Origin of the sequence: Paraburkholderia sp. BCC1885 (assembly GCF_900996235.1) — a bacterium.
In the GTDB taxonomy this organism is placed as follows: Bacteria; Pseudomonadota; Gammaproteobacteria; order Burkholderiales; family Burkholderiaceae; genus Paraburkholderia.
This window is the reverse complement of the sequence record NZ_CAAJGM010000216.1, coordinates 15,442-30,179: the sequence shown is the minus strand read 5'-3', so window position 1 is coordinate 30,179 and position 14,738 is coordinate 15,442. Positions and strand designations below refer to the sequence as shown.

Genomic DNA, 14,738 nt, shown 5'->3' with positions numbered 1-14,738 from the left:
ATTGCACGACGACGAGCCGCGCTTCAACCCGACGCTGCTTGAGATGTTGCGCCAGGATTTTGAGCTCGAACTTGGGGTGAGCGATACAGAACTGCCCAAGGATGATTCCGGCCTCGACGTCGCGGGCGTCTGGAAGACTGTGTCCAATGCCGTCAAGGACATCAAGGGTTGGGAGGTCGTGGAAGACGTTGTGCTCGCCACGTTCTCATTTGCCAAATACCTGATGTGGAAGGACCTAACTGAACGCACAGAACAGTTGAAACTGAACCCCGTGGTACGCCACCTTATTGAGACGCCACGAGACTCGTACGAAAGCACTGTTGAATTTCCTGACGTCCGGAGGCTTGATGTTGAACTTCCTGTCAGTAAGACATTCTGTCCGTTGCCGGCCGACTCGTCGCAACTCTCTGCAGTCGTCGCTGGAAGCAAGGGCAAAGACTTCGTCCTGATTGGGCCACCCGGCACGGGTAAGAGCCAGACTATTTCGAACCTGATTGCACAGTGCCTAGCGGAGCGCAAGCGTGTGCTCTTTGTGTCCGAGAAAATGGCCGCGCTTGATGTCGTATATCGGCGCCTCGCTGAGGTCGGTCTGGGCAATTTCTGTCTCGAACTCCACTCGAGCAAGGCCCGAAAGACCGAGGTGCTAGAGCAACTCCGCACCTCCTGGGATGCGGCATCAGCGATGGCGCCCGAGGATTGGCAGGCAGAAGCCGAGCGCCTCGAGGGGCTCCGTTCGCAGCTGAATGGTTACGTCGAGAGATTGCATCTCCGCCATTCGAATGGGCTGAGCGTTTACGAAGCAATAGGTAAGGTCGTCGCAGGCCAAGACTTGCCGTTTCTTCAGCTTTCCTGGCCATCAGCTCAAATTCATGATTCGGCAGCGATGCGGACGCTTCGAGACACGGCCGAGCTTCTTGACGTCCACGCGAAGGTGATGGGAGCAGGGCAGCTTGCCGACAATCCACTGACGCATATCGCTCAAACGGAATGGTCGCCCCTTTGGCAGGCGGCGCTGCTGGACGTGGCTCGGGCAGTTGAGCCCGCTGTCAGCAAATTTCAGGCAGCGGCGGAATCGCTGCGCGGGAGTATTGGACTGCCGGCGTTGTCGCTGGAGCCTAGAACTCGCAATGGACTGCGATTACTCGCGGCGACGTTGCCGGCTGCCTCTGGCCAGGATTGGCAGTTTGTGTTGCGCCCCGATGCGAAGTCTATTGTTGATAGCCTTCGTCAGGCTGTGCCATTGGTTCAACGCCACCGTGAAGTTCACAGTTCCCTTTCGTCGCCTCGGGGCAATCAGGTGCTCGAGGACCTCCGCCTCGGTATCGCTCAGCTGACCAGATATTTTGAGCTGCAGGCGCAGGTCTCACAACCGTGGAACGAGACGTTGTGGTCTCGGCTCGCGTCAGGCGTGGCGCTTTTGCGCACCCGACAGGAACTGCTGAGTCAGTTGACGCTGCCCTATCGAGAGGAGATTTCCAAGGCTGCAGTCCAACAACTCCAGTCCGACTGGCGTGAGTTGCAAGAATCGTCGTGGCCAATGAGCATCATACGGCGCCGCGCATTGAGCAAGAAGCTTAAAGAGTTGGCGTCCGGCGGTGGGGAGCCGGAAATCGGCGCCGACATCGAGCGTCTTGCAAAGATAGACGCGTTGAAAACCGAAATCAAAGCTCTTGATGACCTTTCCCTACCCACGTCCAATGCATGGGCGGGGCTGAGGACGGAACTGGACGTCGCGCGTGCATCGCTTGGCTTCCAAGGAGCACTCAAGCAGGCTCGCATCCGCGCAGCTTGGGAGGATGTGGGCCTTGACCCAGTGAGCCACGGTAAGTGCGGAGATTCCGCACGCGATGACCTCCAGCGCATGCGCGAAATGCGGCAGATTGAACAGGTCGTAAGTCGTTTGTCGGCGCTCGGGAATGAGACCGACGGTGCCTGGTCGGGATATGAAACCGACCTGGCTGCGGCGAAAGCCTTCGTCATGTATCAAGGGGCGTTAGCTGCCGCGCGCGCCAATAGCATCTGGCAAGACGAAGGGTTTGTCGCCGTCGAAAGCGGCCGTGCGGGTGCGACCGCTGCGGCTGACCTGACAAAGATGCGTGAACTGGTATTGCTGCAGAGTCGACTGCAGGACTATGCTGACCTGTCCGCCAAGACATCCGGCTTGTGGAGCGGTTTACAGACAAAGATTGAAGGGATTGAGCCGGCGCTCAAGTTCTTTGAGGCACTATCAGCGGCGCTGGCGAATCTTGCCAGCACGCCCGAGACGCTCGCGGCAGTAAAGGCACCGGTTGCCCTGTTGCTTGGTGACAGCAACGTCTTGTTGGAACCAACCGGCGTTGTAGCGGGTGCGGGCCGTGCATATGCTGATGCGCTTCATGAGTACGGGGAAGCGGTCGCACGCTTCTCAGTCGCGAGCGGACTACCCGAATCGGAAAACAGCACTCTTGAAGAGCTGCTTCCAATGCAGCTGGCGGAGCGAGCGCACGACGTATTGCGTTCCTCAAACCGCCTGAATGCATGGTGTGCATGGCGCAAGGCACGCCGGCAGGCTCTCGCTCTCGGCCTCGCACCTGTAGTCAATGGTCTCGAGAACGGCGCGATATCGCTGGGTCGCGTGAAGGAGACTTTCGAGACTGATTATTGTCGTTGGTGGTTGAACGCAGTGGTCGACGCCGATGAAGTTCTCCGCACTTTCGTTTCCGCTGAGCACGAAAAGCGTATTCGGGATTTCCGCGAGCTCGACGAGCGCTTTATCAGTCTCACACAGGCATGGGTTCGAGCGCAGCTTTCGGCCGGACACCCGTCACCAGACCGCGTTTCGCGTGGTTCGGAGTGGGGACTCCTACGCTATGAAATGCAAAAGAAGACCCGCCATCTGCCGCTTCGTGAGTTGATGTCGCAGGCGTCCAGCGCGGTGATGCGTCTGACACCGTGTCTGCTCATGAGCCCTCTGTCCATCGCGCAATACTTGCCAGCAGAGACTGCGCACTTCGACGTGGTCATCTTCGACGAAGCGTCGCAGATTCCGGTCTGGGACGCCATCGGAGCGATGGCGCGCGCGAAACAGGTCATCATGGTCGGTGACCCGAAGCAGTTGCCGCCGACCAGCTTCTTTGACCGGGCGGAATCCGATGTCGATGATATAGACGTCGAAACCGAGCTCGAAAGCATTCTGGAAGAGTGTATCGGCGCTAACCTGCCGACGATGAAATTGTCGTGGCACTACCGTAGCCGCCATGAGAGCCTGATTGCCTTCTCAAACTATCGCTATTACGACGGCGACCTCGTTACGTTCCCAAGCCCGGTGACCAACGACCGTGCCGTGAGCTTCAACCACGTGCCGAACGGACAGTACGAACGAGGAGGCGCGCGGACAAACAAGCCCGAAGCGAAAGTACTCGTCGCTGACCTTGTGTCGAGGCTGAAATCGGCTGATTTCCGGGACAGCGGGCTGACTATTGGCGTTGTCACATTCAACGCTGAACAGCAATCGCTGATAGAAGACCTCTTGGACGAGGAGCGCCGAAAGGACCCATCTATCGAGCCGCATTTTCTTGACACTCAGCTTGAGCCCGTGTTCGTCAAAAACCTTGAAAGCGTTCAAGGTGACGAGCGGGACATCATGTACTTCTCTACCACGTACGGCCCCGGTATTGACGGCACGATGCCGATGAACTTTGGCCCCATGAACCAGCAAGGCGGTGAGCGTCGACTAAACGTCGCTATTACCCGCGCCCGTCAGGAGTTGCGCGTCTTTGGTAGCTTCCGACCGGAACAAATGGACCTGTCGCGGACCCAAGCCTTGGGCGTGCGTGACCTCAAGCACTTCCTCGAGTTTGCAGACCGTGGCGCTCGTGCGCTGGGAGAAATTGTTGCCGGCAGCCTTGGCAACTTCGAGAGTCCCTTCGAGAAGGCGGTGTCGATAGCTTTGGTCGAACGTGGCTGGAGGCTGCATTCTCAGGTCGGCGTTTCGGCGTTCCGTATTGACCTTGGGGTGGTTGACCCCGACGCACCAGGTCGGTACTTGGCTGGCGTCGAATGCGATGGAGCCACTTATCATCGTTCGGCGACGGCGCGCGACCGTGACAAGCTACGGGAGAACGTGTTGCGGGGGCTGGGTTGGGAAATCGTGCGAATCTGGTCAACCGACTGGTGGATTGACATGCCGGGCACCGTCGATAAGATTCATCGACAGCTGGAGACATTACTCGTTGAACAGCGGGAAAAGCGTGCAAAAGCGGAACAAGAGGCGACGGTACTGGCAAAGCAGGTTATCGCGGATGCGATGGCAACTTCACCCGACGATGTGCATGGCACTGACGTGGTTGACACCAGCAGCAATCGCGACGGACATATAAACGTCGATTCAACCGCGCCGGCTACCTATGCACGTAACGCGGCAGTCGTACTGCCCCATGTATCAGCAGAAAGTCGATTCATCGAAGCGGACCTCACGCACGCAGGATACGAAGGCAGTGCCGACTCGTTCTTTGACGTCGCGTACAACCCAAATCTTCTCCGCATGATTGAATATGTGGTCCGCGTCGAAGGTCCGGTTCGCGACGAGGTGCTGGCGCGCCGCATCGCCCGTGCGCACGGGTGGGTTCGTACTGGTGCGAGAATTCAGGACCGCGTCGTACGCCTTGCGGCTCAGCACTACGGGAGCGATGCAGAGGACATTGGCGTTTTCTTCTGGGCACCGCAAAACAGAGTTGATATGCCGATTCAGTTCCGACGCCCCGTCGACGGCAGTGCGCGTTCGGTGGATGAGATATCGTTGGCTGAACTCCGAGCGCTCGCTGGCGAGATGTTGCAGGCAGGGCATGATAACGAGTCCGGCGTTATGGCGATGGCGCGCGAGGTAGGTCTGCGAAAAGTCAGCGCCGTCAGCAGGACGCGTTTGGAGCAAGCGTGGTTAAGCGTGTTCGGTGGTGAGAATCCGAGCTAGTCGGCATGAGTAGAAGACGGTTGAAAGTGCCGACCTCCTTGCATCCGCGAACTGACATTGTGCTCCCCGTAAAGTCATTGGAGTGACTTGTCCGTTTCTATTTGCAGGAAACAAGATTGTCCCGATGCAAACGGCGGAGCGTCTGCCATAGCAAAGAATAAGAGGAGGGCCAGGAAATGGGGTGGAGCTTCAGAAGGCGGATAAAAATCGCGCCGGGTATCCGAATCAACCTGAGTAAGAGCGGGATAAGTACATCCATCGGCGGAAGAGGTTTTACTTACAATACTAGCGGACGTATCACCACCAGCATTCCGGGAACCGGAATCCGCTACACGCACAACCTGAACGCCCGCAGAACGGCAAGGCCGATGGGGGCAGCGGTTTCGGCTGCCGGGCGGATTGATTCGGCGAGCACGGAACGCCTTTCCAAACGGGAGCAGGCAACACGAGACTTCGTGCGACAAATTCAAGACCGCACTGCGACTGCTCTGCAGCAATACTTCAATTCCCACGGGGTGTACGTTCTCACGGAGGACCTCGCCGATGCTGTAACGCTCGAGGACCATCAGGAGTTTCTTGGAAGCCTTCAAAAGAGTTCGAGGCGACGACCAAGGCTGTCAGGCTTGCGGTAGACATCGGCTCAATTTCGCTCGCCGAGAAAGAAAAGGCGATGCTCGCGCTATATGAGATGGAAAGGAAGTGCGCGGAGCATCAAGGTGACCGTGGAGAGTTGCGCGAGGCCGCATCCACGCTTTCAAACTGGGTGCTCGCCTGGCCTAACCCTCCCTCGCTCGTTGCTCCATTTCTTCTCGGTCTCCTTGCGTGCTTTCTCCTGTTCATCAAAAATTTTCCATTCGGACTCGTCCTGCTGGCAGTCGCACTCGTGTACGGCAGCTACGCGTTAGTATCGTTCGGAAAGAAGAAGGTGTTGCTGACAGCTGAGATTTCAGACGCTGCTGCAAGGTTTGATTCGTTGCTAACAGCAGAACTCTCGCCACGTCCGGCCGTTCCCGATGAGAGTGGCAACGTGCGGCTGAGAGCGATGACTTTTGTAGCGCTCACGGCAGTGGTCGCAATAGCGGCGATTGTGTATCGACCGCGAGACATTCAGCAAGCGGTAGCGAATCGTTCGGAAAATGTGAACCAAGCCGAAAACGTTGCGTTGCCCGCTGCGCCCGCGAGTTCTTCACAAATGCGCCTGCCACAGGGTGATTTCGGATGGTTGGTAGGAAAGTACCCCTCTGACGTAGTCAAGAACCGGCGATTCAGAGCGGCGTTTAATCACGTTTCGCGCAACGAATGGAAAAAAATCACCGACCGCCTTGCTGTTACCGATGCTGCCGGAATTCAGTTGAGGGACGGTTACTACTTCGGTGCCGGTTGCAAGGCTCATCTTTGCGGCTCGGATATCGCGGCATTTGTCATCAATGAGGCTACAGGCAAGGGTGACGTGATTTATAAGGATACGGTCGACAATGCGTCTGGCGACGCCATGGCGAACGGTTTCGCCTGGAGCGATATGCCGATAGGTTCGACGCCCCTAGCGGATTGGGCGAAGTCCAATAACATGACGACAGAAGCATCGCCAACGTCGGCATTAGAGCCAACGACGGACACAACGCTTCAAACGAGCTTCGACTGCGCGAAGGCACGCTCCGACTCGGAGAAGCTCATCTGTCACGACCCTGAACTTGCGGCAGATGACGTGGAACTGTCAGCTATTCTTGCCAGAGCTAAAGCTGCCGTCGCAGACCAGACGGCATTACGAGAGCGTACCCGAAGAGAGTGGAACTTCCGCGAACAGAACTGCCATGACCGCGACTGCCTTGTCCGGTGGTATGCCGACCAGAAGACGGCGCTTACGCAGATTGCGCAGACCGGTGACGTAGCAGCAAACTAGTCGGTACTTCACCTGCGTACTCTGCGACACTCTGACCAAACCGAATTGATTGAGAAGTCCCTTAAGCGGCCGACTTAACCTGACGGGTGGAGCGACGAGCATCATCCCGACTTTCTGGGCCGAAGTTCGCCACCCCACGCGTACGCTGTTAGCAGAAAGCGGATTTGCGAATCGAGAGTTCATGATTTCCTTTTCTCAAGCCGTCAGCCTCAAAGAGATAGAGGCGGCCTATTCCGAGTTTCAGGTCGAGCAGGCACTGCGTCTACCTACGACACTGAAATTCGGTGGTGGCGCAGGAGTTCCCAGCTCTCTAATACAGCTGACCGCAGAATGGTCGCGAAACGTCGCACGACCTACACTTCGCTTGTACAGCAGACATGCCGACGAAGCCGCAGAGGCCCTGTCCAGGGAGCCGCATGGCATAGCGGCAGCGTATTTCGCGGATGCTATCCAGACGGCAGAAGGAGAACCGATGTCGACGCGTGCCGCGCTTGCTAACGCGGTCACGCGGATTGAAGCCATGCAGTCGAGCAGCTTCAGACAAACAATGCACGGGCGAGGGGTATTTCTCGGTTGCTTCTCACGTGCAAAGAACGAGTTTCTGATTCCCTTGTACTCACGAGCTGAGGTCGGCGCCGTACGCTCACGAGACGAGTTCGTTACGCTCACTTCTCGCATTATTGCGGCGTGCGCCCCATCGGCGGAGCAACAGATGTCCGAGACAAGGCGTATCTGGCTCGGAACGCTCGTCTATGAACTCTTTAAAAATACGGACGAGCACGCTACGACTGATGAGGATGGACGACCGTACCCGAAGAATCTCCGCGCGGTTATGGCGAAGTTCATCACTTACGACGCGAAAACTGCTGCTACTCATCTGGGCGAGGGCGACCCCAGACTTTCGTTTTACCTATTGCACAACATCGCCAACCGGCGGGCGTCGACGGGTTCTGACGAACGCTGGCAAAACCGACAATCGGCTCTGCTCGAGCTCACTGTGCTTGACACTGGTCCCGGGCTCGCGCGTCGTTGGCTTTCGCGTCACGGTCACTCGGGCGACAAAATGGAGCGCTTGTCGATTGCTGACGAGGTAGCCCTCGTCCAGAAGTGCTTTGAGCTTCATGCGTCGACCAAGACAACAGCAGGCAGCGGCGGAGGACTGTCGTACGTGCTCCAGACGCTGCAACGGCTTAATGCATACCTTCGATTGCGGACCGGTCGAGTTTGCCTCGTACAAGACTTCTCCGCTCCAAAGACAGAGGCATTGTTCACGCCAACCCACTGGCTCAAAGAGCAGCCAGAGTTACCAATGACGGCTGGCGCATGTTACTCGATTGTGGTGCCGCTCTCAAAGGTGCTGCTATGAAGGGGTATTTCGCATTCGATTGGACGTTTGCGGATGGCGGCCCAGCAAGAAATTTTCACCTCCTCTTTAAGCCGCCTGGGAAACTCAATGAGGCGAACCTCGCTGATGCAATCGAGGCTGGGCTGCAAGGTGTAAATCCGCCTGACGTGGTCGCAATCATATGCGAAACGGCTGATGCTGACCCAATCGTCGAGGCTTTTGCGGAGCGGCTTCTGACGCAAGCGGCGAACCGTGCATCAACCAAAGTCTGCATATGCGTTTGTTCATTTAAGCGCGATGGAGCTATCCGCCTACATAGTCAACTGCGGAATCCGGTCGGGAAACTTGAGGGCATCCTGCAAAACCAGTCAACAGCGATTCGAAACGCGGGGCTAAAGAAGCTCTTCGATGCTCGGCGTGTGTTCGTGGTGGCGCCTCCTGGGTTCACATTCGTCAAACCATCGCAAAAGCGGTCGACTCACTTCCTGCGAGCCGAGGAGGCTCTGACGGAGGTCGAGAGTGCGCAGCTCCTCGCCTTCGCATTGCTGGAGAAGTTGAAGAAGCGAGCGTTGGCGATTGGCGCACAGCTAGACGTTATATTCGTGGACACGATGGCCATTGCGTCCGTTGCCTATGCGCTTCGAGAAATCTATTGCTCGCTCTACGAGCTTCCACGCCCGCGCGTCGTAAGCTTCCATTCGCACGATGGCCTCGCTGAAATTGATGCCCCCTTGTACGGGACGTCGTTCACATTGATTTCAGCTTCGTCGTCGATGAATCTTGAGCAGGAGTGGAAAAAGAAGACGCGTTGTCATCCCGACGAAGTCGTCACGCTTCTAACGTTAGATTGTGCAGAGCATCATGAAGATGCCCTTTACGCGCTGGAAACGCCCGACGGTATCGACGATGGCCGGCAACAGCGCTACGGACAGCTGAAGGACCTATCAATCGTTGGCGAGCGATTTGCGCCGGAGGACCTCCTCCCAAAGTCGGTGCTCTTGAAGAAGGCTAAACACCGTGTCGAGTCGGTCGCACATTTCTGCAAAGCGTTTGCGAAGACCGGCCGGCTTGCGGTTCAGGCGCGAGGAAGTGTACCTACGGCGAAGGTCCGGCCCATCTTTCTTGACGGTCGTGGGCTATTGGAAAACGACGAGTTTGGAAGGTTTGCGGACAAAGTTCTGTGCCAGAAGACACCGGCGTCGGTCAAAACAATTGTCTACCAGAGCGATGCTGCCTCGCACGAAATCGCAAAGCTTTGTGCGAAGCGTTTGCAGGAGGTCATGAATCGGGCAGAGCCACTGCATTTGGTGTCGGATGTCGAAATCGAAGCGCAGACAAAGACGCCGGACTGCCTTGGGGCAATGCTCATCGTAGCTGCTGTGGTTGGGCGCGGTACCAAGCTTCTCTCAATCAGTCGCGATTTACGGGACATCCACTACGGCGCGAGGACATATCTCATCGGCGCTCAGATTGCCGAGACAGCCACGCAAGTGGATGCGCTTGCTCCCAATCTCAAGCACTCTGCGACCAATGCCGCCATCAATGTGGAACGCTTCATGGGCATCGCGATTGGGCCGGGGATTTCTGAGACTTTCGAGGCTGAGGCGGACGTGTTTAGGAATGTGCAGTTGGAGTTTGGAGCTTCATTTCAAAACAGGATAGGTAACCTTCGCGGTTCCGAGGGTGGCCTGGCAGGATACACGTTCATCGCGTCCGACGACGACCTCACTGAACGTCTGAAGCTTCGGGCGGATTTTGCGTACTGGACACCATTCTACAAGGAGGTCGATGAGACGAGTGCTGGTGTCCTCGCGACGGTCGGAGCGCTGCTCCAGAACGCCAGAGAGGGGAAGTTCGATGATGAAGCACACCGCCTCTCCACGGATGCATTTCAGCAGGTGATTTTACATCCGGAGAACTTCACTCGGTACAACGATGGTGCCGTCCAGGCGGCACTGCTTCGATGTGCTCGCGTCGGCGAGTTGGATTATTCGCGGGAGCGTAACTCTAGCCAGTTCATGCTGGACTTCCTGACGAATGTCCTCGAGCAACACGGGAGAAGACAAGGCGAAGCGGCTGGCGAGTTCGCGCTCGCGCTGTATACGGGCAGGTTGCGCCTTGACGGGCGCCATCTGGAGCAGTTTCGGGAGCGTGTGCGCCCGAAGCTGGCAGGCAATACATTCAGGTTGAGATTGCTGCGCGTCCTGCTTGGACTGGAGGACATGCCGAAGAACGCCAATATGCCGGATGAGTTCTAGCCTGACGCACCGATAGGACCCATAGATGCGGTGTATAGAGTCAAAGCGAAGAACCCCTCTGCTTGGTGTCCCCAACCCTTGGAGAGCAAGACTCAACGCGTCCTGACTTGCCTCGAGCAAGCGAACCGTACTCATCCTCAGATATTGCGGCATCTTTTGTAACGGCCGGTTGGCATCGGGCTATTGGTCAGATTCTTTAAGGTCCAGTGCTGAAACAATCCAGTCGCGTTCAAACGGAGTGAGTTCCGCAGAGCCAGACATTGCGAGTCCTGCGAGGCGGTCTGTGAGCGCTGCCTTGCTTTCCCCGACGTGGAATCGCTCCGATATCTGAATGGGTATCCCTTCCTCGTCGAGGTTCTTAAGTTCCTCCGCAAGAAACCACCGGCTCAACGCCTGCACAAAGAGGCTGTAGTCCGCGTGAAATCCCGCTGATTTCACGAAAGCGTCGACAAGCGAGAACCATTGCGGTAGACCATATTCGCATGCCCTGAGAAAACGAAAGACACTATCGTAGCTCTCTGCTGACCCCGTGTATTTCGCATCGTATTCATTTAAGAAGGTCTTCATCCCCTTGGATTTCCGCAATCCACCGATAAAGTACGTCAGCGATTTCGCTGTATAAGCCCCGAATTCACTGGCTGGTCGAACGGCGCAGATTACCTCGACAACAGCTTTGATTTCCGGGTAACGGGGCACGCCAGTCCATACGATGGCAGCACCACCATCAAGGGCGCTCTGAACTTTCGTCTTCAGTCGCTGCGCCGCATCAAGTCCCAGGGAGGCTGCCAAGCGCAGGTCGGGCCAGTCCAGAGCAAGTGAGTCCCGTACGGCTACGATTCGGCTATCGGCTGTGGTTTGAGTTGGAGGCTCGTCAAGTTGCACTACATAGTCCAGCGGAACGTCTTCTTCGTCGGCGAACAATGTTGGAGACACCTCCATCTCTTGGCGTGCCGGCGCTTCGTTAAACAAGAAGACTTTCCCAACATGATGTTGGCCCAGACGCCCTGCGCGACCTCTTATGTTCGAGTACGTGAAAAAGTCATATGGAGCTTTGTTGATGTTCTTGTCGTATATCAGGACCGTTTTCGCTGCGGTATTGACGCCCTCAATGAGGGTTGAGGTACAAAAAAGAACCGGCAAAGTACCTTTGTTGAATAGCCGCACCATCTGGGACGCAATCGCTCGCGGCAGCCGTCCATGATGAACGCCAAACCCGAAGCGTACCGTTTCGATGAGCGACCAATTTGCACCAACATTGTCCGAGAGCCACTGCGCAAAAGCATCAGCGTAGTCCGATACTGCCATCCCCTCCGCAGCCTTGCTCGCAATCTTGTTCGCACGGTCGGGTGACGAGACAAACACAAGCGCTGGCCAGTTGCTATCGTCGCCGATTTCCTCGAGGAGTCGCTCCTCTTTGTCCGCGATTTTGCGGAGGTCGTAGGTATCGACCGCAACTGTGGAAAATTTGGTCTTCAAAAACTCAAACTTCCATTTTGCACCTTCCGCGAATCGCACGCCGTCAATGTTTGGGCCGAGGAAAAAGAACTGGCGAGAGCGCTTCAAAAGCTTGTAAACGGCCGCATTCAGTGTGATGCTCCGGTCGTCTTTCCGGCCCGGGTCGAGCTTGTAAAACTCGTCTACAACGGTGAGGTCCAACTTGCCAAGGTCAGTCCGATGAATCAGACGCTCCTGAGTTCCGAGGAAGATTGTCGGTATATCGCCAGACGCCTCTTCGGAGGGATGCATGACGACAGAGAAGCGAGTTTCGAATCTTCGACGCAAGCGTCGCCGAAACTCATCGAGCAACGCGATAGTGGGGAGTACGATGGCGACGCGGGTGTATCGTCCGGAAGCGAGAAGCGCGTCAATGAGCAGGCTTTTCCCGAAACTCGTGGGTGCACTCAGAATTAGATTCCGTCCTGCAAGCAGTTCATTCAACGCGTCCACCTGTTCGCGGTGAAGAGTGATGCCGTCAAGCTCTGGTACGGTCACCGACTCTGCCAACAAGAGGTCGGGCTCCGACGCCACCGATTTGTCGATGTAGTTCCACAACCCAGACGCTCTGGCGAGCGCGCTGAACGGCTCCCGGTACGATGCCAGTTCCTCCCGGTCCTCTATGAGCTTCGCGAGCCTCGGAACGATATCCAGAGTGCTCGGGTCGTCGCTTTCTTCGCGTTGAATTGCGCTAGCCGCACCTCGCAGAATCTCGAAAACTACGCCTTTCAAATCGCTGCCGCGGAGCGATGAAATCTGATTCCATTGTTCGCCCGAGATTTGCATGACTAATCCTCGATGTTCAAGGATTTGAGTCGCTTGTCGAACGCCTTCGCGACTTTATCCTTCGACTCCAACGGAACATAGATGAGATGCATCTTGATTTTGCTCGGCAGAGCGGATTGGTCTAACCGGTCGCGTAATTCTGCCAATTCAGAATACACGCTCTCAATATATTCGGCAGTGTGATTTTTGTGCGTTTTCACTGCGTCGCTGTCGCATACGATACATACAGGAAACACCGCATTCTGAAATAGTGCATCAATTGAAGTCTGGCTCGCCAATAACTTCCGAATCTTCTCAGCATTGGGTAGCGACAGCGAAATTTGTGGGCCCAGTATGAACTTCTCTCGTTTTAAGAACCCCGCATCAATATGTTCCTTCACGGACTTGATTGCCGCGGAAATGGCCGAAGCCCCGCTCTTGTAGAACTTCGATTCGCCGAGCCAGATTTCAAACGTGCTGTCGTCAACGTATCTGACGTGCGCCATGTCGAAGGATTTGACAACATCGTTCGACGCCGTCTTGTAGAAGACTCGTGGAGCGAGTGGAATCGTCTTGAAGTAGTCGCGGCATATTGCGTGCAGCGTAATTTCGCCGAGCTCCCCGCGCTTGTTGTATTCCTTTGTGGAGTAGACCCGCGCCGCTGCTTCTTTCAGTCGAACATAGATGTTGCCGTGATTGACGTTCAGTTCGTCCTCTTTCAGGGCATAGTCGGGTAGCCATTCGATAATGTGGTCGGCGAGCGCAGAACATCGCCACTGACTTATCTCGAAGCCCGCGCAAAAGCTGTCGTGCTGCCATGGCGTAGCCTCAGAATGCAACTGAAGTAGCAGCCGCGCGGGAGTGTTGTCGTAGACGTTCATCATGCGGGCGTTTTGGCCGCGATAAACGCCTGACTGCTTACCCACGAATTTGCATGATTATTGCCGGGGAGATAATCGATGACTCGGTCTCTCAGGTTTGTCATTTTCGCCTCTGCTGCTCGGATGAGACTCCGCAGTTCTTGTGCGGTGTATGGTGCTAAATGCTATGTGTCGCTGATTGTCGGTCGTGATTCGCCGGAAATCAACAGGTGGCAAGAATCTTTTCGATGATACTTGCAGGATGGCTGCCGGCGTCGGAAGGGCGCGAGCGCTGAGTCTACAAAACATATGCCAATTGCATCATTCACGTCGATTAAGAGGGCTGCCTGGCGATACTGGGAACCGCTAGACTAGCTTCTCGATGGCCAAACCGGGGGGGACAAATGGAAACGCTCAAAGCATCCACGCAGTACGGGGATTGTGTTGGTACTGCGTCAGCGGATAGGTCCGATGCGAAGACGCTCAACGACCTTCTACTGAAGCGCGGGCTGAGCAAGGAGGATAAGTTCCTCGTGAGAGCGAAGCTCTGGGTCGGAGAGCGTGAGAAGGCGAAGTTCGGTAAAAATGGGGAATTTCCGGCGCGGGTAGCAGATTGCCAACACGGGAGTTAGGCCTTTCGCGCTGCAGGTGAGTCGCCGCTCGGGTCTTGTGGCGCCCTCTTGCTTGACTGGACGGTGACTCCTAGGAGCTGGCGCGTCGCGAAGGCGAAATCGCGGTGCAGTGCGCAAAAAAGGGGCGCTGGAAAATGTTCCAGCGCCCTTGGGACGTTAATTCTGGTTACCGCTTGCCAGTTAAGGCTGAGCGGTCGGGAAGAGCCACGTAACCGAAACTAAATCGAGACTTCGTAACCGAAATTAATGCACCTCAGCACACGCAGCCGCCTCCATCGCGTCGCCAACTCCACCGTCACCGACTTCGCCAGATTTCACGTTTTGCCGACATCGAACTGCAAGGCACCGGGGGGAGTCGCTGACTCACCCGTAAATCCAAGCTATCAATGCAAAGAGCCCCATAAGCTTCTCACCTTATGGGTCCGCTTTTCTCAGGTTATGAGGCTATCTACAAGCAGGGTTCGACGGCGGGGGCAATGCGTGTTCAATTTGAGTCCTTAGTGGGCGGTTATTTCTCGTCTCGACGAACCAACAGC

Annotated in this window: 7 protein-coding genes; 5 read left to right on the top strand and 2 right to left on the bottom strand. The window is 56.2% G+C overall.

From position 1 onward, the window contains the following. Position 1 precedes the first annotated feature (1 nt). The 5 genes from FQ755_RS24120 (at position 2) to FQ755_RS24105 (ending at position 10,451) form a co-directional block, all read left to right on the top strand. Positions 2 to 4,948, top strand: coding sequence for a DUF3320 domain-containing protein (locus FQ755_RS24120; protein ID WP_260858830.1), 4,947 nt, complete (start codon positions 2 to 4; stop codon positions 4,946 to 4,948). A 176-nt stretch (positions 4,949 to 5,124) separates the two neighbouring features. Continuing rightward, positions 5,125 to 5,580, top strand: a complete 456-nt coding sequence (locus tag FQ755_RS38280) for a DUF4236 domain-containing protein (protein WP_260858829.1) — start codon at positions 5,125 to 5,127, stop codon at positions 5,578 to 5,580. Positions 5,581 to 5,618: 38 nt separating this feature from the next. After that, complete coding sequence (locus FQ755_RS24115; protein ID WP_260858828.1) at positions 5,619 to 6,848, top strand: lysozyme inhibitor LprI family protein; 1,230 nt, start codon at positions 5,619 to 5,621, stop codon at positions 6,846 to 6,848. Positions 6,849 to 7,029: 181 nt separating this feature from the next. Next, positions 7,030 to 8,214: a hypothetical protein gene (locus FQ755_RS24110; protein ID WP_144157531.1), complete on the top strand. Its 1,185-nt coding sequence runs from the start codon at positions 7,030 to 7,032 to the stop codon at positions 8,212 to 8,214. Beyond that, a complete protein-coding gene (locus FQ755_RS24105) occupies positions 8,211 to 10,451 on the top strand; it encodes a hypothetical protein (RefSeq protein WP_144157530.1) in 2,241 nt (746 codons plus the stop codon). Before FQ755_RS24110 ends, FQ755_RS24105 begins: the two co-directional genes overlap by 4 nt. 180 nt (positions 10,452 to 10,631) lie before the next feature. On the opposite strand, the gene FQ755_RS24100 is transcribed toward FQ755_RS24105, so the two are convergent. Together FQ755_RS24100 and FQ755_RS24095 are read right to left on the bottom strand one after the other, a co-directional pair. Beyond that, the gene (locus tag FQ755_RS24100; protein WP_144157529.1) at positions 10,632 to 12,731 is read right to left on the bottom strand and encodes a DEAD/DEAH box helicase; all 2,100 of its coding nucleotides are present in this window, start codon (positions 12,729 to 12,731) and stop codon (positions 10,632 to 10,634) included. Positions 12,732 to 12,733: 2 nt separating this feature from the next. Further along, positions 12,734 to 13,594 carry a DUF1837 domain-containing protein gene (locus FQ755_RS24095; protein WP_074293990.1) on the bottom strand — a complete coding sequence of 287 codons (861 nt, stop codon included), beginning with the start codon at positions 13,592 to 13,594 and terminating at the stop codon, positions 12,734 to 12,736. Between the last annotated feature and the right edge of the window lie 1,144 nt (positions 13,595 to 14,738).

Bases quoted from the DNA above. Each gene is read 5' to 3' on its own strand.
- FQ755_RS38280 (WP_260858829.1), top strand. From the start codon at position 5,125: ATGGGGTGGAGCTTCAGAAGGCGGATAAAAATCGCGCCGGGTATCCGA.
- FQ755_RS24115 (WP_260858828.1), top strand. From the start codon at position 5,619: ATGCTCGCGCTATATGAGATGGAAAGGAAGTGCGCGGAGCATCAAGGT.
- FQ755_RS24110 (WP_144157531.1), top strand. From the start codon at position 7,030: ATGATTTCCTTTTCTCAAGCCGTCAGCCTCAAAGAGATAGAGGCGGCC.
- FQ755_RS24105 (WP_144157530.1), top strand. From the start codon at position 8,211: ATGAAGGGGTATTTCGCATTCGATTGGACGTTTGCGGATGGCGGCCCA.
- FQ755_RS24100 (WP_144157529.1), bottom strand. From the start codon at position 12,731: ATGCAAATCTCGGGCGAACAATGGAATCAGATTTCATCGCTCCGCGGC.
- FQ755_RS24095 (WP_074293990.1), bottom strand. From the start codon at position 13,594: ATGATGAACGTCTACGACAACACTCCCGCGCGGCTGCTACTTCAGTTG.